The sequence below is a fragment of the Profundibacter sp. genome, from assembly GCF_965277155.1.
Lineage (GTDB): Bacteria > Pseudomonadota > Alphaproteobacteria > Rhodobacterales > Rhodobacteraceae > Profundibacter.
Genome location: NZ_CBDIBV010000004.1, coordinates 293,562 through 313,422 on the forward strand (window position 1 = coordinate 293,562; position 19,861 = coordinate 313,422).

Consider the following 19,861-nt stretch of genomic DNA (forward strand, 5'->3'; position numbering starts at 1 on the left):
TAGCGTTATTGGCCACGTATGGCAAGCTATTCCTTGATCCGGTACTCGACAAATTCGGTGCGTTGCAGGGCGTTCAGGTTGTTATCCGATACCATCGTCAGCCGGATATCACCCTCCGCATCACGCCAGACGGATAGCCCTTCCAGATTGTCATGGGTGCCTGCGGGGGTTTTTAAAAGGGTTATTCCCTCCGAGATAACATCACCCGAAATGGTGAACCGGCGCACACGGGTTTCAAAACCGAAAACGCTGCGTAATTTGCGTTCCAGCAGATAGAGCTTTCCATCCGGTCCGAAATCGGCCCCGACCGGCAGAAATGTTCCAATGCGGGGAATACTGAACGGTGTGGTCCAGGTACCGTTACGATAGCGATAGACGGTGAAGGGGGTTGTCAGATTGCTGGACCCTTCGGCCATCGTATAAAGCGCGTCGTCCGGTCCGATGGCCAGTGCTTCCATACCGCCGTTAAGATCCATTTCGCCAAAACCGGGGTGGCGGGGGATCCATGCGGCCTGACCGTCGGGGCGGTTGTAGGTCCAGATGCGGTGGTAGCGTTCGAATGATACGTAAATGCGGCCATCCTTTCGGATTGCCAGCCCTTCGGCATCGGAATTGAAGGCCGAGAGTTTACCATTCTCGGTATTCTTCAATATGGACTGCATCGCAGTGACGCCGGATATCAGGCCATCTTTGCGGTGCAACTGACCGGTTGCGATTAATCCCAGATCACTGATGGCGGTGAATTTCTGCCCATCCTCGGAAACCTCAAGCGCCGAAAACCCACCGGTTCTGGGGGTGGGGGCAGGCCATGTATAGCTGCTGATATATTCGGCGGATTGGGCGGTGATGCTGCTTGCCGGCAATGCAGCAAGCAACAGGCCAATCAGCGCGACTCTAATACGGTTCGGCATTGTTTGGGCAGGTCCGACAGAACGTATTCACGCCGTGGCTTCGGGGGCGGTGCGTTCGGATCGGGTGGCGGCGGGTTCAGGATGTTATCCACCCATTCCTGTGCCCCCTTGCATCCGTCACCGGGCGGGGGCGGGGCCTGATTGACACAGCCGCGCGCGCCCTTGGGGCATTTCAGGCGGACGTGGAAATGGTAATGGTGGCCCCACCACGGGCGAACCTTGCGCAGCCAGCGACGGTCACCTTTTTCGTCCTTGCACATCTGCACCTTGGCACCGGGAAAGATGAATATTCGTGCGACGCGCGGGTCTTGGGCCGCAGCTTTGATGATATTATGCTGGAACCGGCCCCATTTGCTGTTCACAAAGGCCCCTTTGGCGCGGCGGTAGGAAACGGCGGACAGGTTGGCGCGTTGTTGCACGGTCAGATTCATGTTGGTGGCTGGCATCAACCAGATATCCGCATCCAGCCCGATCTGGTGCGACCGGTGCCCCGACAGCATTGGCCCGCCGCGCGGTTGTGACATATCGCTAAGGTAAATTCCTTTGGCCCCGCGCATCCGCGATGCTTTGCGGCTAAGGCGTTTGATGAAATCAATCAGTTCAGGGTGCCCCCAGTTGCGGTTCCGCGCGACCCGCATTTCCAGCCATGTAGGGCCGGTATGGGGCAACTGCACGCCGCCAGCCAGACAGCCCTTGGCATAACTGCCATAAGGGGCGGAGCGTTGTGCCGATCCCTGCCTTTGGGCGCCGAACAACTGTTTTGCCAAAGGTGCAGCAGTGGCAGGCAGGGCGATGCCAACAGCAAGCGCGACAATCGTTAAAAACCTGAATTTCATGCGCCGTGGTCTCCTTGGGGTTTGACCCAAACTAGCAGAATCAGACTGATTGCGAACAAGAAAACCAGAGGCGTGATACCAATGCGCTGGTTTCCACTGATTTCCGAAACCAGTGCGATCAGGGCAGGCGCCAGAAATGCGGTGGCCTTGCCCGACAGGGCATATAGGCCAAAGGCCTCGGTGGGGCGTTCGGGGTCAGCGTGGCGCACCATCATGGTGCGTGAACTGGCCTGAAGCATCCCGACAGCAGCACCGATGACGCCGCCACAGATGAGAAAGATGATGTCGGGCATTTGTGAATCCGGCGCAAAGGCGAACCCGAACAGCGATTCACGGGTCATCGACACCACGATAATACAGACAGTTATCAGCGCAATAATTGTTCCGATCAACACCGGTTTAGGCCCGAACTTTTTATCCAGTATTCCGCCAAAATAGGCAAAAATGGCGGCTGTAATCGCTGAAATCACCCCGAATACACCAATCATCATGATTTCCCAGCCCAGCACGCCTTTGGCATATAGCGCGCCAAAGCCGTATAGGCCGTTCAGGGCATCACGGTAAAACAGACTGGAGGTCAGGAATGCAAACATGCTGTGGCGTTTGGGCAGGGATTTGAGCGTTTGCCACAATCCGCGCAGGGCATCGCGGGTGTTGCCCTCGATCTGCACATCGGCAGGTTTTTCCCGCACCCACAGGAAAAACGGGATCATACCGATGATGAACCAGATGGCGACGAATGGGCCAACCAGCCGCGTGCCTTCGCGGGTTGCGCCATCAAACCCCAGAAGGGGCGGATTGCCCAGCAATGTCACTCCGTTTGCGTTTTCCACAAACAGCGGGAACATGATGGCCAGCGCCAGTACGCCGCCCCAATATCCCAGAGCAAAGCCCGAGCCGGAAATCTTGCCGGTATCCTCGCGCGGGACAAGTGATGGCAACATCGAGTTGGTGAAAATCGTGGTGAATTCCATACCGATGAAACCGATCCCGAAAAATACCAGCGCCCAGATAATGCTGAAACTGTCGGGTGCGGTCCACCACAGGCCGAATGCGCCAACGATGTAGAATACCGAAAACAGTTTGATCCAGGCCATCCGGTGGCCGGAACTATCGGCAAAGGCCCCGAGTATGGGCGCGGTGATGGCGATGATCAGCCCGCTGATGGCCAGCCCCCAGCCCCAATAGGCCTGCGCCTTGGCCTTGGCCAATTCCTCGGCCACGCCGCTGCCCATCAGGTTTGTTGTGACCATTTCCGCGAAATAGGGACCAAAGATAAAGGTCAGCAGCAATGTGTTGTAGGGCTGGCTGGCCCAGTCAAACATCATCCAGCCCCAAACCCGTTTCTTTTGCGAAACTTCAGCCATACCGCTCACTCCCCGTCTCTTTTTTTGTGATAGAACAGGGAAAGGCAGGCTAGTGCAAGGAAACCTTTAGGTTTTAGCCAGATTTTCAGGTGGCCACGGGCGGCTGTCCTCGGCCTTTATCCAGTTTTGCACCCATTCGGGCAATTCGGGGCTGGTTTCGCCAACCCCCATCGCGACACCCACCTTGGCAGGGTCAATAATCCCGTCCGGTCCTGTCACAGCCGTGCGATACAGCGCCTGATTGGCGCAATGGCCACGGGTCCAGATGGATTGCTCCAGATACAAAAACCGGTTGTCCCAGCCCAGCGCCCGACTCTGGATCTGGAACCGCTGGAACATCCGCACGCGCCGCCGGTAGCGCACCGAAGTCCCTGCAACGGTCAGCCCCCAGCCGTTTTTACGAACTGCGCGGATCAGGCCGATGCGGCTTGCCAGCGGTATCCGCCCCAGATCATACAGCGTCAGGGAGCGCCCGTTGTTCAGCTCGAACCAGAAATCCAGATCCCACGGCCAGCAGATGTGATTGGACACATGCACCTCGCCCATCTTCAGCGGCGGTGCATTTCTGTGCACAATCAGTTCTTTGGCCATGCGGAAAAACGGATACATTAACGGCTCCTTTGTGATGTCGGTGCAATGTGGGGGAATAATACCCCGCGTCAAGCACAACGTGGCGGCACAGCGCTTGCCATATCCCCGCTTGATGCTTAGGTATCCGACAAACGCTTAAAGGGGCCGCTGCATATGACTTCGCTTTATCAAATCCTGAACCTGATCCTTGATGTGGCGTGGTTCATTATGATCGCCCATATCATCATGAGCTGGCTGATCAATTTTCAGGTGCTGAACCTGCATCAGCCGATGGTCGCGCAAATCTGGTACGGGTTGAACCGCCTTCTGGAACCGCTTTATTCCCGCATCCGCCGGTTCTTGCCGGCCACACCGGGGCTGGACCTTGCCCCGCTGGTGGCGTTTCTGGGCATCATCGTTTTGCGGATCATCCTGCGAAACAACATCGCGTTCTTCCTGTAATCCGTGTCTGACGCCACCGGCCTTCTTTCCTCTGTTTTCGGCTTTGATCAGTTCCGCCCCGGTCAGGCCGACATCGTGGATGCCGTGGTGCAGGGCCGCAATACGCTGGCGATCATGCCCACCGGCGGCGGCAAATCCCTGTGTTTCCAACTGCCCGCCCTGATGCGGGACGGGGTGACGGTGGTGATTTCGCCGCTGATTGCCCTGATGCGCGATCAGGTCCGCGCCCTGCAAGAAGCAGGGGTTGAGGCCGGCGCGCTAACCTCTGGCAATACCGAGGAAGAGACCGAATACGTCTATGCCGCCGCCAACGATGGCCGTTTGAAAATCCTTTATATGGCCCCCGAACGGTTGGCGTCCTCGGGCACACAGGCGTTTTTGCAGCGGATCAATACCACCCTGATTGCTGTGGACGAGGCCCACTGCGTTTCCCAATGGGGTCATGATTTTCGCCCCGATTACCTGCGCCTTGGCGATCTGCGCCGCACACTGAATGTGCAACTGGCCGCCTTTACCGCCACCGCCGATGAAAAAACCCGCGCCGAGATCATCACCCGCCTGTTTGATGGTTCCGATCCCGCCGTATTCCTGCACGGTTTTGATCGGCCCAACATCCACCTGCGGTTTGAATCAAAGGATTCCCCCCGCCGCCAGATCCTTGAATTTGCCGCCGCCCGCAAAGGGCAATCCGGCATCGTCTATTGCGCCACCCGCAAGAAAACCGAGAGCCTGTCCGCCGCGCTGAACGAGGCTGGCCATTCCGCCTGTTTTTATCACGGCGGAATGGCGGCCCCGGATCGCCGTCATGTCGAGGGCCGTTTCCAGCGCGAGGACGGATTGATCGTGGTTGCCACCGTGGCCTTTGGCATGGGGGTTGATAAACCCGATATCCGTTGGGTCGCCCATGCTGATCTGCCCAAGTCGATCGAGGCCTATTATCAGGAAATCGGCCGTGCCGGTCGTGACGGGGCACCTGCTGAAACACTCACCCTATACGGCCCCGATGACATCCGCCTGCGCCGCACCCAGATCGACGAAGGATTGGCCCCGCCCGAACGCCGTGCCGCCGATCACACCCGCCTGAACGCGCTGCTGGGTCTGGCCGAGGCGCTGGGCTGTCGCCGCCAAAAACTGCTGGCGTTCTTTGGCGAAGAAAGCGATCCCTGCGGCAACTGCGATCAATGCGAAACCCCGCCGGAAACCTTTGACGGCACCACGGCGGTGCGCATGGCCCTGTCGGCCATGTTTCGCACGGGGGAATATTTCGGCGCGGGGCATCTGATTGATATTCTGATCGGCAATGAAACCGACAAGGTGAAGCAACGCGGCCATGATACCCTGCCGACCTTTGGCGTGGGCAAGGAATACAGCCGCAACGAATGGCAGGCGATTTTCCGGCAGATGATGGGGTTTGACCTGATCCGCCCGGATTCCGAACGCTTTGGCGCCTTCCGCATGACCGAAAACGCCCGCCCGATCCTGCGGGACGAAGAAAAAATCGAACTGCGCCGCGACACCATCCGCCGTGCCAAGGCGTCACGCCGCCCCGCGGTCAAGGCGCTCGTTTCGGACGAGGATGCGCCGCTGTTGTCTGCCCTGAAGGCCAAGCGCCGCGCCTTGGCGGAAGAAGCCCGCGCGCCCGCCTATATCATTTTCAACGACCGCACCCTAATCGAAATGGCCCAGACCCGTCCGCAGACGCTGGATGAAATGGCGCATATCGGCGGGGTTGGTGCGAAAAAGCTTGAGGGAACCTCTAAAAATCCCCCAAAATCCGGCCTGACGGGGTAGAATCGTCATCAGGATGAAAATGATTCGACCGACGGGGTTTTGTCATGGGTCAGATGGGATTTTTTGATCTTTCCAGCCGATACGCGGGACTGGACAAATCTGGTGATCCGCTGGTGTTGCTCAACGACATGGTGCCGTTCGAGGATTACCGGGACGAGCTGAAGGCCATATGGCGCACGCCGCCCGAACAGCGCAAATCCAACGCTGGCCGCCCGCCTTGGGATGAGGTGCTGATATTCAAGACGATGGTTTTGCAGCAGCTCTACAACCTCTCTGACGATCAGATCGAGTATCAGATCCGCGACCGCCTGTCGTTCATGCGGTTTCTCGGCCTTGGCATTGAAGACAGCGTACCTGACGCCAAGACCATCTGGGCCTACCGTGAAAGGCTGGCCGGGGCCGGGAAGATGAAGGAGCTGTTTGACAAGTTCGATGCCTTTCTGCGCGAAAAGGGCTATCTGGCGATGGGCGGGCAGATTGTTGATGCGAGCATCGTTCCGGCGCCGCGCCAGCACAACAAAAGGGACGAGAACGAGAAAATCAAGGCGGGCGAAACGCCTGAAGAGTGGGAGGAAAAACCCCACAAGAAGCGCCAGAAGGACGTGGATGCGCGCTGGACGAAGAAGCACGGCAAGAGCTATTACGGCTACAAGAACCACATCAATGTCGACCGGCGGCACAAATTCATCCGCGCTTATGATGTCACCGATGCCGCCGTGCATGACAGCCAGGCGCTTGCCGGTCTGATTGATGCGAGCAACACCTCATCGGACCTGTGGGCCGACAGCGCCTATCGCTCGCAAAAGATCGAAAGCGAGCTGGAAGAGCGGGGGCTTCACAGCCATATCCATCACAAGGGCAGGCGCGGCAAGCCGCTTGGCGAGCGCCAGCAAAAGGCCAACCGGAGGCGCTCGAAAGTGCGGGTCCGGGTCGAGCATGTATTCGCTTTTCAGGAGCGCTCCATGGGCGGCAAGCTGATCCGCTCCATCGGCCTGAAGCGGGCGCGATTTCGCATCGGGATGATGAACCTGGTCTACAACATGAAGCGCTTCGTCCAGTTCGAATGCGGCCTGGCGGCGCCGGGATAAGGGTTCATGGGGTGAGGTGTGCCTGAAATACCCAAAACCGGCTTGAAACCGGTGAAAATGGGTTTATGATCCGAAGCAATCAGGCGGGACAGGCGAAAAACCGTCCACCCCGCCGCGAAGAAGGCGAAAACGGGAATTTACAGAGGTTCCCTTGAGAAATACGGCGAGATTTTCTTGCAGATCATCACCGGCGAAGCTGCCGTTGCCACCCACCCGCAACGTCGCAAACTGGCGGGGCGTGATGCGGGGGCGCTGTATGATCGGCTGTTGGAAGTGCAAGGGATGCTTGCGCGCGGGCCGGACGGGCTGGATAAACCGATGTCCTGTTCCGCGTCCTTGCTGGCCAAGGTGGCGAATGCTAAACCATCGGACCAATCCGCGATGGAACGCCTGCTGGGCGAACGCAAGGCCGAACGCTTTGGCGCGGCGTTTCTGGATGTGTTAAGCGAGGGGGAATAGATGCTGATTGTGGTTTCACCGGCCAAACGGCTGAACGAAAAGGCGGTCATGCTGCCGGACGCCACTTTGCCCGTCTTTCAGGATGCGGCGAACGAACTGGCCGACTATGCGCGGGAACTGACGCCGGATGATCTGCAAAAGCTGATGAAGATCAGCGATAAACTGGCCCGTCTGAACGCGGGTCGGTTTGCCGCGTTTGAACCTGTTTCCACCGTTGAAAATGCCAAACCTGCCGCACTGCTGTTTTCCGGTGATACCTATACGGGGCTGGAGGCGGCAACGCTGGATGCGGATGAAATGGACTGGGCGCAGGACCACTTTTGTATGTTGTCGGGTCTGTATGGTCTGCTGCGTCCGCGCGATTTGATTCAGGCCTACCGTTTGGAAATGGGCAGCCGGTTGAAAACTGCGCGCGGTAAGAACCTGTATGAATTCTGGGGCGACCGGATCGCGCTGGCACTGAACGAAGCGGCGGCGCAGGTTGGCACGGATGTGCTGGTGAACTGCGCCTCGGTGGAATATTTCGACGCGGTAGACCGCGATGCGCTGAACTTGCGGGTGATCACGCCGGTATTTATGGAGGAAAAGGCAGGCACGCCGAAAATCGTCAGCTTTTTCGCCAAAAAGGCACGCGGGGCGATGGCGCGGTTTATTATCGAGCGGCGGCTGACCGACCCCGAAGGGATGAAGGATTTCGACACCGGCGGTTACCGGTATAACGCCGATATGTCCGAGGGCGACCGCTGGGTTTTTCTGCGGGATTACCCCGAGGCCTGATCCGGCATCACCGGCAACACATCTTCGGGCATCAGCGTTGAAACCTTTTCACAGATCGCCGCCTTGCGCAGCGGTTTTGTCAGGTAATAATCCAGCCCAGCCGCCAGAATTTCCGTATCATCCCCCGCCATTGCGTGCGCGGTCAGGGCCACCACAGGCGTGCGGGCCAGGCCGGATTTTTCCTCGATCTCGCGGATGTTGCGGGTGGCTTCTTTGCCGTCCATCACCGGCATGGAAATATCCATGAAAATCATATCGGGCCGGAAGCTTTCAAACAGTTCCACCGCCTCGACCCCGTTGTTGGCGAACTGCAATTCGATGTTCAGATCCTTGACCATTTTGCGGAACACCAACTGGTTGGTTTTGTTATCCTCGGCCGCCAGAATACGCATTTTTCGCTCGGTTTGTGGTGGCTCTTCATTGACAGGCGGCTCGCTTTCAACACTCTCCGGCACCTCATCCATATCGAATTCGGGAACGGGTGTTTCCTCCACCTCATCCGGCAGGGATTCATCCAGATTCAGCAGTGTTTCATACAAGGCCCGCCGCAAAATCGGTTTTTGCAGCACCGCCAGCGCCGGACTGTTACCCAGCATTTCGCGATCGGTTCCCAGCAGGACCAAAGGCAGTGTGGGGAATTTGGCATGCAGCCCTTCAGCCAACCCTTTGCCCCCCTTTTCCAGCAATATCTGGTCGACGAACCCGATGTCCGGCTTTTTGAAATCAGCGGCCAGCGCCACATCGCAACGGTCAAAGCTGATCGCCTTGATCCCCAGCAGTGCCAGTTGTTTGGTCAGGATTTCGACCGCGCCGCGCATCGGGCTGATGATCAGCGCCTGATTGATATGCGACAGGGAATCGTCCGGTGCGATCAGCGCGGGTTCATGCACGGGCAGGGTGACGTGAAACCCGAAACTGGACCCTTCGCCCACCACGGAATCCACCCAGACCTCGCCCTCCATCAGTTCGATCAATTGTTTGGTAATCGCCAGCCCCAGACCGGTGCCCTCGAATTTGCGGTTGCGCTCGTCCTCGACCTGATTGAATTCGCCAAAGACGTGATCAATCATTTCGGGGGGGATGCCGATGCCGGTATCCTCGATTGAAATATGCACACGCGTTTTGCCATCACCGGCGTCCAGCCCGACCACACGGATGGCCACATGGCCCTCATGGGTGAATTTCACCGCATTGCCGATCAGGTTGGTTAAAATCTGCCGCATCCGGCCCGCATCGCCAATATATTGCGTCGGCAGGAACATGTCGAAATCCACCAGAATCTCGACCGGCTTGTCCTGAACCGAGGGCTGCAACAGTGTGGCGATTTCGTGGATGCATTGTTCCAGATCGAAGGGTTCGGAATTCAGCGTCAGCTTGTCCGCCTCGATCTTGGAGTAATCCAGCACATCGTTGATGATCACCAAAAGGGCTTCGCCGGAATTCTTGATGGTGTCGACATAGAGGCGCTGTTCGTCGTCCAGCGGCGTGTCGGTCAGCAGATCGGCCATGCCCACAACCCCGTTCATCGGCGTGCGGATTTCGTGGCTCATGTTTGCCAGAAACGCCGATTTGGCACGATTGGCTGCTTCGGCGTTATCGCGGGCTTTGTTCAACTCGGCCTCGTGGCGGATTTGCTCGGTGATATTCAGGGCTAGCGTAACCGTGTCGCCATCACTGGCGCGGCGATCAACCAGTTTGATGTATTCGCCGTTCCACAAGCGGATCACGCGGGGTTCGATCGGGTCGGTGTGCCAGCGGGTCAACATGCTGTCGCGCCATTCCATCGGGGTTTTGTTGCCGATGTCGACGATTCCTTCTTCAACCAGCAACTGCACGATCCGCACATAGCTGACACCGGGGCGGATTTCCTCAAGCCCGTCGAAAACCGACAGATAGGAATCATTGGCGTGGACCATACAGTCGTTCATATCGAACACCGCGAACCCGTCCTGAATGGTCTGGATCGAATCCCACAAACGGCGTTCGGCGGTTTTCAGATCGGAACGAACGCGCGTGTTTTCACCTTTCAGTTCCTCGGCCTCGTTACGCTTTTCGATGATTTCCACCGATAACGCTCGCGCGTGCTGTCCCAGCCGTGAATTGGCGTTGAACAGTTCATTCTGTTTCTGTTCCAGCAACCGTTCCGCCGCCAGACGCCCGCGCCGTTCCTGCGCCAGTTTTTCGCTCAGTTCCATTCATCCCTCCGACTCGCCGGATGTTTTGTTAATCAAACATTCCGTGAACATGGTGAACAATGCCTTAACTGCGGTAAAGTTTCTGCGCGCCAAGATCGGATTGCACCTGATGTGGCTTTGTGCAACCATTACGCATTGTATTTCAGGAGGGTTATTCATGCGCTTTTTGGTCAAAGCCGTCGCCGTTTTATTATTGCTCACAACATCCCTTTGGGCCAACGACCTGATCGCCGGATTGCGATCACGCGGGATGTGGATTTTTACGGCTCTGACTTGCAATCGCTATTTGATACCACCCTACCTGCCTGCGAACGCGCTTGTTTGGCGGATGATCGTTGTCAGGCGTTTACCTTCAACGCGCGCTCGAACTCTTGTTTTCCCAAAAGCGATGTGACCGAGACCAACCCTTATGACGGGGCCATTTCGGCCCGTGTTCTGACGGCGGATCCGAAAATCCTTGCGGCGGCATCGGCGCGGGCAGCTGAACTGAACTTTATGCGTCCAGATGACTTTCAGGCAGCCAAGGATTTTGCAAATGATCTGGCACGTCTTTATGACACAAGAGGCGAAAATGCTGTGACACTTTGGCGGATGGGGCGAGATGCCCGGCCATCTACAGCACAGAGATATTTTGGGGCTGCGATTACTTTATCGGATCAGCCCGGCCTATGGGTAGAATATTCCCGCGCGGCATATCAAAACCGTTCCGGCAATTATAGCGACAAACGGCGTCATAAGACCCGCGCGTTGTTGGCTGCAACCAATGCTTATCTGCGCAGCGCATCGGATGGCGACAAGGTTTCATCCCTGCTGGCAATGGCCGATGCACTGGAACTGAATGGGCGCAACCGTGAAATGTTAAAAGCGCTGCGTCTGGCCGAAACCATTTCCCCGACTGGGAAGGTGATGGAGAAACTGCAATATGCTATCGATAAATACGGCCTGAAGGTTACAGATCACGACATCGAAAGCGATCTGGCTGAACCGCGTATTTGCGCACAGTTTTCCGAGCCTCTGGACAAAGCTGTCGATTACACACCTTACGTTCGTCTGTCCGCATCGAACCTGTCAGTTGATGCTAATGACAACAAGCTGTGCGTTTCGGGTGTCGAACATGGCAAACGCTATGACATGGTGTTGCGTGAAGGGCTGCCTGCGGAATCCGGTGAAGCCTTGCTGGAGCCGGTGAAACTGTCACTTTACGTTAATGACCGCAGGCCAATGGTTACCTTTCCGGGCCGCGCCTATGTGCTGCCCAAATCCGCTGATGCAGGTATTCCGGTGCAAACCGTCAATGTGTCCGAACTGGAACTGGTGCTGCGCCGTGTCAGCGACCGCAACTTGTTGCGCGCGATGCAGGACGAATATTTCGGCCGTCCCCTTTCGCAATGGCAACTCCAGAATTTTGCAGGCCAGGTGGCCGAAGAAATCTGGCGCGGGACCGGCGAAGTGAAAATGTCGCTTAATCAGGATATGACCACCCGTCTGCCGATGGGCGAGGTGATCAACGATCTGCCGCCGGGCATCTATGCGCTGCAAGCGGGTGTCCCGGGCGCTGATCCCTATGATAACCCACCCGCAACCCAGTGGTTCGTGCTGTCCGATCTGGGGCTGGCCACGATGAGCGGGGCCGATGGCGTTCACGTCTTTGTCCGTGGTCTGGGCGATGCCAAACCACGCGAAGGGATCACAGTTACCCTGTTGTCCCGCGCCAACGCTGTTTTGGCTGAATTAGAGACGGATTCACGCGGTTACGTACGTTTCCCCGATGCCTTGGCGCGCGGCACCGGTGGATCAAAACCGGCGCTGATTATTGCCAAGGACGGGGACAAGGATATTGCCTTCCTGTCGCTGAGCGATCCCGAATTCGATCTGTCTGACCGCGGGGTCGAGGGGCGCGAGCCGGCCAAACATATCGACGTGTTCATGACCACCGATCGCGGGGCCTATCACGCCGGCGAGGTGATCAATGTCACCGCCCTGACCCGTGACGCCACCGCGGATGCCATCATTGGTCTGCCGCTGACTGCGATCCTGACCCGCCCCGACGGGGTGGAATACAGCCGGCAGGTTTCGACCGCCACGGACGAACGCGCTGGTGGCCATATCTTTAACCTGCCCACCGGCCCCCGCGTGCCGCGCGGCACATGGCGGCTGGAGCTGTTCACCGATGTGGACGCTCCCGCGCTTGCCAGCACCACTGTACTGGTCGAGGATTTCCTGCCAGAACGCATTGATTTCGATTTGAAGCTGCCCGACGCGCCGCTGCGTCTTTCTGAGGGCACCATGCTGACTGCCGATGTGCGTTATCTGTTTGGCGCACCGGGGGCTGATCTGCCGATTGAAGGTGAAGTGCTGGTGCGGGCCAGTGATGGTCTGGAATCCTATCCCGGCTACAGCTTTGGCCGTTACAATGAACGGCTGAACCCGGCGGTGGAATCCCTGCCGACCGATCTGCGCACCGATAATGCGGGGATCGCCCGTATTCCCGTCGCCTTCCCTGAAATAGAACAGACAGGACAGCCGCTCGAGGCGCGTTTCAGCGTGCTTATTGCCGAAGGTTCGGGCCGTCCCGTTGAGCGCCGCATCACCCAGCGCCTTGCGCCTGATGGCCCGATGATCGGCATCAAGCCGCTGTTTGACGATGTGGTGGCCGAAGGCTCTGCCGCCGCGTTTCAGATCATTGCGATTGATCAAGACGAGGCCCAGACACCAATGCAGGTGAAATGGACCGTGAACCGGATTGAAACCCGTTACCAGTGGTATCAGCAATACGGCAACTGGAACTGGGAAGAAACCCAGACCCGCAAACGTGTGGCCGGTGGCGCCCTTGCCCTGAACGGTGAACCGCTGACCATCGAGGCCCCCGTTGACTGGGGCGAATACGAACTGGTCGTGCAGCGCAGTGACGGGACCTATCTGGCGTCCTCGATCGATTTTTATGCCGGTTGGTATGCCTCGGCTGATGCGGCCTCGACCCCCGATACTCTGGAAGTATCGCTGGACAAACCCGCCTATAAATCCGGCGAAACCGCCACCCTGCGCGTGGTTCCCCGTTACGCGGGCAAGGCGCTGGTGACGGTGATGTCGAACCACCTGATTGACATGAAAGTGGTGGATGTGGTGCAGGGTGAAAACCTGATACCGCTGCCTGTGACCGATAAGTGGGGGGCGGGTGCTTACGTTACTGCCACCGTGATCCGCCCGATGGATGTGGCCGCCGGTCACAACCCCGCCCGCGCGCTGGGCCTGTCCTATGCGCCGGTTGATCCGGGTGAACGCAAACTGACGGCCGCCTTTGACATGGCCGATGAATCCGCCCCGCGGGCACCTATGCAGGTGACGCTGAAGGTGGACGGGGTAAAGGCGGGTGATACAGCCTATGCCACCATTGCCGCTGTTGATGTCGGCATCCTGAACCTGACGGGGTTCCAAAGCCCCGATGCGCCGGAACATTATTTCGGCCAGCGCAAACTGGGCATGGGCATCCGCGATGTTTATGGCCGTCTGATTGACGGAATGAACGGCGCGATGGGGTCTATCCGTTCCGGCGGGGACGCGGGCAGCGAAATGGGTACGCAATCACCGCCGCCCACCGAAGAACTGGTCGCCTATTTCAGCGGTCCGGTTCAGGTGGATGAAAACGGCATTGCCCACGCCACATTCGACATGCCCGAATTCAACGGCACCGTGCGCCTGATGGCTGTGGTCTGGACGGCTTCGGGTGTTGGCAAGGCGGAGAAAGACGTTCTGGTGCGCGACCCCGTGGTGGTCACCGCCAGCCTGCCACGCTTCCTTGCGCCGGGCGATACATCGCGCATGTTGCTGGAAATCACCCACGCTACAGGGCCTTCGGGCAAAATGGGGCTTGAGGTCTGGGGGCAGGGTGTTGCTGTGAACACCGTCGATCTGCCCGCTGAATTCACACTTGGCGATTTGCAGAAAACCACGTTTTCCGTGCCGATCACCGCAACCGATATTGGCGAGCACAAGATCAACGTCACCCTGACCACGCCCGACGGCAAGGTGCTAAACAAGCCGCTGGTGATCCCTGTGCAATCGCTGGACCCCGAGGTTTCCTTTACCCGTCGCTTTACTCTTAACGCGGGCGATACGTTTACGCTGGATGACAACCTGTTTGCCGAATTCAAACCCGGCACCGGTTCGGCCATCCTGTCGGCGGGTCCGTTGGCGCAGTTCGATGCCCCCGGTTTGCTTGAGGCGCTTGATCGCTATCCCTACGGCTGCACTGAACAAACCACATCCCGCGCCATGCCGCTGCTATATCTGAACGAAGTGGCGCAGGTGATGGGCCTTGGCAATCGTGACAAGATCGCCGAACGGGTCGATCAGGCGATTGAACGGGTGCTAAGCAATCAGGCCAGTAACGGCGGTTTCGGCCTGTGGGGGCCGGGGTCGGATGATCTGTGGCTGGCCAGCTATGTCACCGATTTCCTAAGCCGTGCGCGCGCCAAAGGGTTCGATGTGCCCGACCGCGCCTTCCGCTCGGCGATTGATAACCTGCGCAACCGCGTCAACTATGCACCCGACTTTGACAATGGCGGCGAGGACGTGGCCTATGCCCTGTTCGTGCTGGCCCGCGAAGGGGCGGCGAATATGGGTGATCTGCGTTACTACGCCGATGAAAAAGCGGGCGATTTCGCCACACCGCTGGCCGTTGCCCAGATCGGTGCGGCCTTGGCCAGCTATGGCGATCAGCCACGCGCCGACGATATGTTCGCCCGCGCTGGCCGGATGATTGGCCGCAGTTGGGGCCGCGAGGAAACCCAGTACTGGCGTTCCGATTATGGCACCAATATGCGCGATGCCGCCGCCGTTCTGGCACTGGCTGTGGATGCGGGCAGCAATGCGATTGACACCGGCGATCTGGCGCATCGTGTGGCCAACGCCTATGCCAATGACCGCTACCATTCCACACAGGAATCCATGTGGTCGCTGATGGCGGTCAAGGCGTTGCTGAATGATCCGAACATGCAGGGGTTCACCGTGAATGGCAAACCTGTCACCGGTCCGATGGTCCGCGTGTTGCAGGATGGTGCAACCGCGGCCGGTATGGCCATTCGCAATGGGTCAGACAGAGACGAACCTGTCACTCTGACCACATTCGGTGTGCCGGACCAGCCCGAACCCGCCACCGGTTATGGTTATGCGATCAAGCGCAGCTATTACACGCTGGACGGTGATCCGGTTGACCCTTCCGGCCATCCTGTCGGCACCCGCCTTGTGGTGGTGCTGACCATCAGTCCCTATAACGATTCAGAAGGACGTTTGATGGTGAATGACCCGCTGCCCGCCGGGTTCGAGATCGACAACCCCGGTTTGATCTCGTCTGGGGATGTCAGCAGCCTTGACTGGCTCGAGGCCAACACGGATGTGCAAAACGCCGAGTTTCGTTCGGATCGTTTCCTTGCAGCCGTAGATTGGCGCAGCGACAGCCCCTTTGACCTGGCCTATATCGTGCGGGCCATTTCGCCGGGCAGCTATCACCAGCCAGCGGCCAGTGTTGAAGATATGTATCGTCCGATCTACCGTGCGGTTTCGGATGCGGGGCAGATCACGGTCACCGAATGATCCGCCGTCACGCCCTTTTAGCCTTTGCGCTGCTGCTGTTCATCACTGCGGCAGCGCGGGATGCGTTTGACGATTGGGTTGATGCCACGGTTCTGCCACCGCTGACCTCCGAAACCTCGGCCGAGGTTCTGGACCGCAACGGCACCCTGCTGCGTGCCTATACGGTTGCTGACGGGCGCTGGCGTTTGAAAACCACACTGCACGGTGTGGACTCCGATTACATCAAAATGTTGATTGCTTACGAGGACAAGCGATTCTACAGCCACGCGGGCGTTGATCCGGTGGCGATGATACGGGCGGCTTATCAGGCACTAATACAGGGAAAAATCGTTTCCGGCGGCTCGACCCTGACAATGCAGACCGCGCGCCTGCTGGAAGATGGCACAACCGGTAAATGGGCTGGCAAACTGCGCCAGATCCGTGTGGCGCTGGCGCTGGAGCGACGGCTAAGCAAGGATAAAATCCTGACGCTTTATTTGAACCGCGCGCCTTTTGGCGGAAACCTGGAAGGGGTGCGCGCCGCCACTCGCGCCTATTTCGGCAAAGCCCCGCGCCGCCTGACCCCCGCACAGGCCGCCCTGCTGGTGGCCCTGCCGCAGGCACCGGAAACCCGCCGCCCCGATCGCTATCGGAGTGCTGCCGGCGCTGCCCGCGCCCGCGTGGTGGACCGGATGCTGTCGGCGGGTGTGCTGGATCAGGACATGGCGCAAACAGCATTATCAGAGCCTGTTCCTGCACAAAAGCACCCCTTTCCGGCCCTCGCCCCGCATATGGCCGATCGTGCGGTGGCCGAAGGTGTGGGCAAGCTGACACTGGACGCAACCTTGCAGCGTAAACTGGAAGCGCTGGCCAAAACCGCGCTTCAGGGCAAAGGCGATAATCTGTCCATTGCCATTCTGGTGGCTGATCACACCACGGGAGAAATCCTTGCCTCGGTCGGCTCTGCCGCCTATCGCGCCGACAACCGCCTTGGCTTTGTCGATATGACCCGCGCGTTGCGTTCGCCCGGCTCGACCCTGAAACCGCTGGTTTACGGCATGGCTTTCGATCAGGGGCTGGCCCACCCTGAAACCCTGATTGATGATGTGCCAACAGCATTCGGCGCTTATGTGCCGCAAAACTTTGATGGCAAATTTCGTGGCACCATCCGCATCCGCCGCGCCTTGCAATTGTCGTTGAACATCCCCGCGATCAAGCTGACCGAGGCCATTGGCCCCGCCAACCTGATGTCCAACCTGCGGCGCGCAGGGATGAACCCTGTTGTGCCCGGCGGCAAACCCGGCCTTGCAATCGCGCTGGGCGGGTTGGGGGTGTCATTGACCGATATGGTGCAACTTTATGCGGGGTTGGCGAGTGGCGGGAAACCGCGTCCGCTGATATGGAAAAGCGGCTCTAACCCTGCACAGGTCGGTCGAAACCTGATGTCCCCCGTGGCGGCGTGGTATGTGGCCGACATCCTGTCGGGCCTTGCCCCGCCACCCAATGCGCCGCGCAACCGGCTGGCCTATAAAACCGGCACCAGTTATGGCCACCGTGATGCATGGGCGCTGGGGTTTGACGGGCAACATGTGGTCGGTGTCTGGATGGGCCGTGCCGATGGCACACCGGTGCCGGGCGCCTTTGGTGGTGGCTTGGCGGCCCCCGTTTTGTTCGAGGTGTTTAGCCGCATAAAACCCACACTGACCCCGCTGCGCCCACCACCTCCTGCTGCACTGACCGTCAGCAACGCCGAACTGCCACAGCCCTTGCAGCGGTTCCGTGGCCGCAATGCGCTGTTTGAAATACCCAAAGGCGCACCCACTGTTGCCTTCCCGCCGGACGGGGCCGAGGTAGAAGTGGATGGCGGCTTTCTAGTGGTTAAGGTACGCGACGGGATCGCACCCTTTACATGGCTGGCCAACGGCAAACCATTTGCCGTGGCCACCTATGAGCGGCAATCCGTGCTGGAGACCGAGGGCGCCGGTTTCATCACCCTGTCGGTGATTGACGCAAAGGGGCGGTCTGCGCGGGCGGAAATCCGGCTGAACTAGAGCGTGTCGCACCTGACCGGATTCGAGTATTCGCCGCCCCGACCGAGGCAGCGTTTGCATGAGCAAATGCGTTCAGTTGGGGCGACGAATTCGATTTGGTGCGACATGCTCTAAACCCGCTCGATTGCCAGCGCGATCCCCTGACCACCACCGATACACATGGTAATCAGCGCCCGTTTGCCGCCGGTCCGTTCCAGTTCATACAGCGCCTTGACCGTCAGCAAAGCGCCCGTGGCCCCCACCGGATGCCCCAGCGCAATCGCCCCGCCGTTCGGGTTTACCCTGGCCGGATCCAGCCCCAGAACCTTGCTCACTGCCAGCGCCTGTGCGGCAAAGGCTTCGTTGGATTCGATCACGTCGAAATCATCGACCGACAGGCCCGTTCTCTCTAACAGGTTTTGCACCGCAGGGATTGGCCCGATCCCCATCATATTGGGCGCAACACCGGCGTGGGCATAGCCAAGGATGCGGGCAAGTGGCTCTAACCCAGCCTTTTCCGCCGCCCCGCGCCGTGCCAGAACCAAAGCCGCCGCGCCGTCATTGATGCCCGAGGCATTGCCCGCCGTCACCGTGCCGTCCTTCTGGAAGGCGGGGCGCAGTCCGGCCAGCGCTTCGGCTGATGTGACTTTGGGGTGTTCATCGACCTTGAATTTCACCACCTCGCGCCGTACTTTCACCTCGACCGGCACGATCTGCTCCTCGAAATACCCAGCCTCAATCGCTTTGGCTGCCCGCGTCTGGCTTTCCAGCGCAAAGGCATCCTGATCCTCGCGGGAAATGCCATACTCGGCCGCGACGTTTTCCGCTGTCACCCCCATGTGCCCAGAACCAAACGGGCAGTTCAAAGTGCCCAGCAGCATGTCCATGGATTTCACATCACCCATCTTTTGCCCCCAGCGGGCGGCGGGCGTGATATAGGGTGCGCGGCTCATGTTTTCGGCGCCGCCGGCCAGCGTGAAATCGGCATCCCCCAGCATCAGCATTTGCGCCGAGGAAACAATGGCTTGCGCGTCAGAACCACACAGGCGGCTGACATTCATTGCCGGCACGGATTCGGGCACGCCGGCCTGCATCGCGGCGACACGGCCCAGATACATGTCTTGGGGTTCAGTGTTGATGACGTTTCCGAAAACCACATGTTCGATCAATGCCGGATTAATACCCGCCCGCTCCATCGCGGCCTTGGCGACCACTGCGCCCAATGTTGTCGGGGGAATCCCTGCCAATGCCCCGCCAAATGTGCCGATTGCGGTGCGGGCGCTGCCCAGAATTACGATGTCAGTCATCTGCTTTTTCCTTCAAAAGTGTCTCTAACGCTGCTCGAAAGCATGTTGCATGATCGCCCAGTGTGGCCAGAACGCTGGCCTCGTAGTCCTTGGCAATCGGGGTTAGTACGTTGATCATCGCATGGCCTTTTTCAGTCAGCTCCAGTTCAACCAGCCGCCGGTCGCCTTCGTTGATCCGTTTGCTGACATAGCCCGCCGCCTCTAGCCGGGAAGCCGCGCGCGAGACTTTGGATTTGTCCATTGCAACACGCTGCTGGATTTCGCGCACGCTGACCGGCCCTGCGTGTGACAGATGCGCGACCACGCGCCATTCCGGCATGGTGATACCGAATTTTTGTTTGTACAGGGCCGCGAACCCATGACTGACCTGCGCGGCCAGAACGGCCAGCTGATAGGGCAGAAAAGCGTCCAGATCAAAATCGCTCACCAGGGAACTCCGCAAGTTTGTTACATTTGCAATGAACACATGTATCGCAACCGGAATCAACCGTCCACAG

The 19,861-nt window shown here is 58.7% G+C and carries 13 protein-coding genes and 1 pseudogene; 7 read left to right on the top strand and 7 right to left on the bottom strand.

What is annotated here, in order from left to right; all coding sequences use genetic code 11:
- Window positions 1-26: 26 nt before the first annotated feature.
- From ACQY4M_RS03440 to ACQY4M_RS03455, 4 genes are all read right to left on the bottom strand, one after another.
- Window positions 27-911, bottom strand: coding sequence for an esterase-like activity of phytase family protein (locus ACQY4M_RS03440; protein ID WP_428540841.1), 885 nt, complete (start codon window positions 909-911; stop codon window positions 27-29).
- Window positions 884-1,747, bottom strand: coding sequence for a penicillin-insensitive murein endopeptidase (gene mepA, locus ACQY4M_RS03445; RefSeq protein WP_428540844.1), 864 nt, complete (start codon window positions 1,745-1,747; stop codon window positions 884-886). The genes ACQY4M_RS03440 and mepA overlap by 28 nt, the downstream gene beginning before the upstream one ends.
- Window positions 1,744-3,114: an MFS transporter gene (locus ACQY4M_RS03450; protein ID WP_428541113.1), complete on the bottom strand. Its 1,371-nt coding sequence runs from the start codon at window positions 3,112-3,114 to the stop codon at window positions 1,744-1,746. The genes mepA and ACQY4M_RS03450 overlap by 4 nt, the downstream gene beginning before the upstream one ends.
- Window positions 3,115-3,180: 66 nt before the next feature.
- Window positions 3,181-3,723 (bottom strand): thioesterase family protein, encoded by a 543-nt coding sequence (locus tag ACQY4M_RS03455; protein ID WP_428540847.1) that lies wholly within the window; start codon window positions 3,721-3,723, stop codon window positions 3,181-3,183.
- Window positions 3,724-3,858: 135 nt separating this feature from the next.
- Here ACQY4M_RS03455 and ACQY4M_RS03460 point away from each other — a divergent pair, with 135 nt between their 5' ends.
- The 5 genes and pseudogenes from ACQY4M_RS03460 to yaaA all read left to right on the top strand — a co-directional run bounded on the left by ACQY4M_RS03460 (window position 3,859) and on the right by yaaA (window position 8,261).
- Window positions 3,859-4,146, top strand: coding sequence for a YggT family protein (locus ACQY4M_RS03460; protein WP_428540850.1), 288 nt, complete (start codon window positions 3,859-3,861; stop codon window positions 4,144-4,146).
- A gap of 3 nt (window positions 4,147-4,149) precedes the next feature.
- Window positions 4,150-5,937: a DNA helicase RecQ gene (gene recQ / locus ACQY4M_RS03465; RefSeq protein WP_428540853.1), complete on the top strand. Its 1,788-nt coding sequence runs from the start codon at window positions 4,150-4,152 to the stop codon at window positions 5,935-5,937.
- Window positions 5,938-5,981: 44 nt separating this feature from the next.
- Window positions 5,982-7,025, top strand: a complete 1,044-nt coding sequence (locus tag ACQY4M_RS03470) for an IS5 family transposase (RefSeq protein WP_428539227.1) — start codon at window positions 5,982-5,984, stop codon at window positions 7,023-7,025.
- A 132-nt stretch (window positions 7,026-7,157) separates the two neighbouring features.
- Window positions 7,158-7,484: pseudogene (locus ACQY4M_RS03475) on the top strand (HRDC domain-containing protein); the annotation flags it as partial.
- Window positions 7,485-8,261 (top strand): peroxide stress protein YaaA, encoded by a 777-nt coding sequence (gene yaaA / locus ACQY4M_RS03480; RefSeq protein ID WP_428540856.1) that lies wholly within the window; start codon window positions 7,485-7,487, stop codon window positions 8,259-8,261.
- Here yaaA and ACQY4M_RS03485 read toward each other — a convergent pair.
- The gene (locus tag ACQY4M_RS03485; protein WP_428540859.1) at window positions 8,246-10,456 is read right to left on the bottom strand and encodes an ATP-binding protein; all 2,211 of its coding nucleotides are present in this window, start codon (window positions 10,454-10,456) and stop codon (window positions 8,246-8,248) included. The genes yaaA and ACQY4M_RS03485 overlap by 16 nt on opposite strands.
- A 210-nt stretch (window positions 10,457-10,666) precedes the next feature.
- Between ACQY4M_RS03485 and ACQY4M_RS03490 the strand changes: the two genes are divergently transcribed.
- A complete protein-coding gene (locus ACQY4M_RS03490) occupies window positions 10,667-16,048 on the top strand; it encodes an alpha-2-macroglobulin family protein (RefSeq protein ID WP_428540862.1) in 5,382 nt (1,793 codons plus the stop codon).
- Window positions 16,045-18,078, top strand: a complete 2,034-nt coding sequence (gene pbpC / locus ACQY4M_RS03495; RefSeq protein ID WP_428540865.1) for a penicillin-binding protein 1C — start codon at window positions 16,045-16,047, stop codon at window positions 18,076-18,078. Before ACQY4M_RS03490 ends, pbpC begins: the two co-directional genes overlap by 4 nt.
- Window positions 18,079-18,188: 110 nt before the next feature.
- Here the strand turns inward: pbpC and ACQY4M_RS03500 are convergent, their stop codons facing one another.
- Together ACQY4M_RS03500 and ACQY4M_RS03505 are read right to left on the bottom strand one after the other, a co-directional pair.
- A complete protein-coding gene (locus ACQY4M_RS03500) occupies window positions 18,189-19,364 on the bottom strand; it encodes an acetyl-CoA C-acyltransferase family protein (RefSeq protein WP_428540868.1) in 1,176 nt (391 codons plus the stop codon).
- On the bottom strand, window positions 19,357-19,791 hold the full coding sequence (locus ACQY4M_RS03505; protein ID WP_428540871.1) for a MarR family winged helix-turn-helix transcriptional regulator: 435 nt from the start codon (window positions 19,789-19,791) through the stop codon (window positions 19,357-19,359). The genes ACQY4M_RS03500 and ACQY4M_RS03505 overlap by 8 nt, the downstream gene beginning before the upstream one ends.
- Window positions 19,792-19,861 lie beyond the last annotated feature (70 nt).

Coding starts and splice junctions, on each gene's coding strand:
- ACQY4M_RS03440 (WP_428540841.1), bottom strand. CDS start 911: ATGCCGAACCGTATTAGAGTCGCGCTGATTGGCCTGTTGCTTGCTGCA.
- mepA (WP_428540844.1), bottom strand. CDS start 1,747: ATGAAATTCAGGTTTTTAACGATTGTCGCGCTTGCTGTTGGCATCGCC.
- ACQY4M_RS03450 (WP_428541113.1), bottom strand. CDS start 3,114: ATGGCTGAAGTTTCGCAAAAGAAACGGGTTTGGGGCTGGATGATGTTT.
- ACQY4M_RS03455 (WP_428540847.1), bottom strand. CDS start 3,723: ATGTATCCGTTTTTCCGCATGGCCAAAGAACTGATTGTGCACAGAAAT.
- ACQY4M_RS03460 (WP_428540850.1), top strand. CDS start 3,859: ATGACTTCGCTTTATCAAATCCTGAACCTGATCCTTGATGTGGCGTGG.
- ACQY4M_RS03470 (WP_428539227.1), top strand. CDS start 5,982: ATGGGTCAGATGGGATTTTTTGATCTTTCCAGCCGATACGCGGGACTG.
- yaaA (WP_428540856.1), top strand. CDS start 7,485: ATGCTGATTGTGGTTTCACCGGCCAAACGGCTGAACGAAAAGGCGGTC.
- ACQY4M_RS03485 (WP_428540859.1), bottom strand. CDS start 10,456: ATGGAACTGAGCGAAAAACTGGCGCAGGAACGGCGCGGGCGTCTGGCG.
- pbpC (WP_428540865.1), top strand. CDS start 16,045: ATGATCCGCCGTCACGCCCTTTTAGCCTTTGCGCTGCTGCTGTTCATC.
- ACQY4M_RS03500 (WP_428540868.1), bottom strand. CDS start 19,364: ATGACTGACATCGTAATTCTGGGCAGCGCCCGCACCGCAATCGGCACA.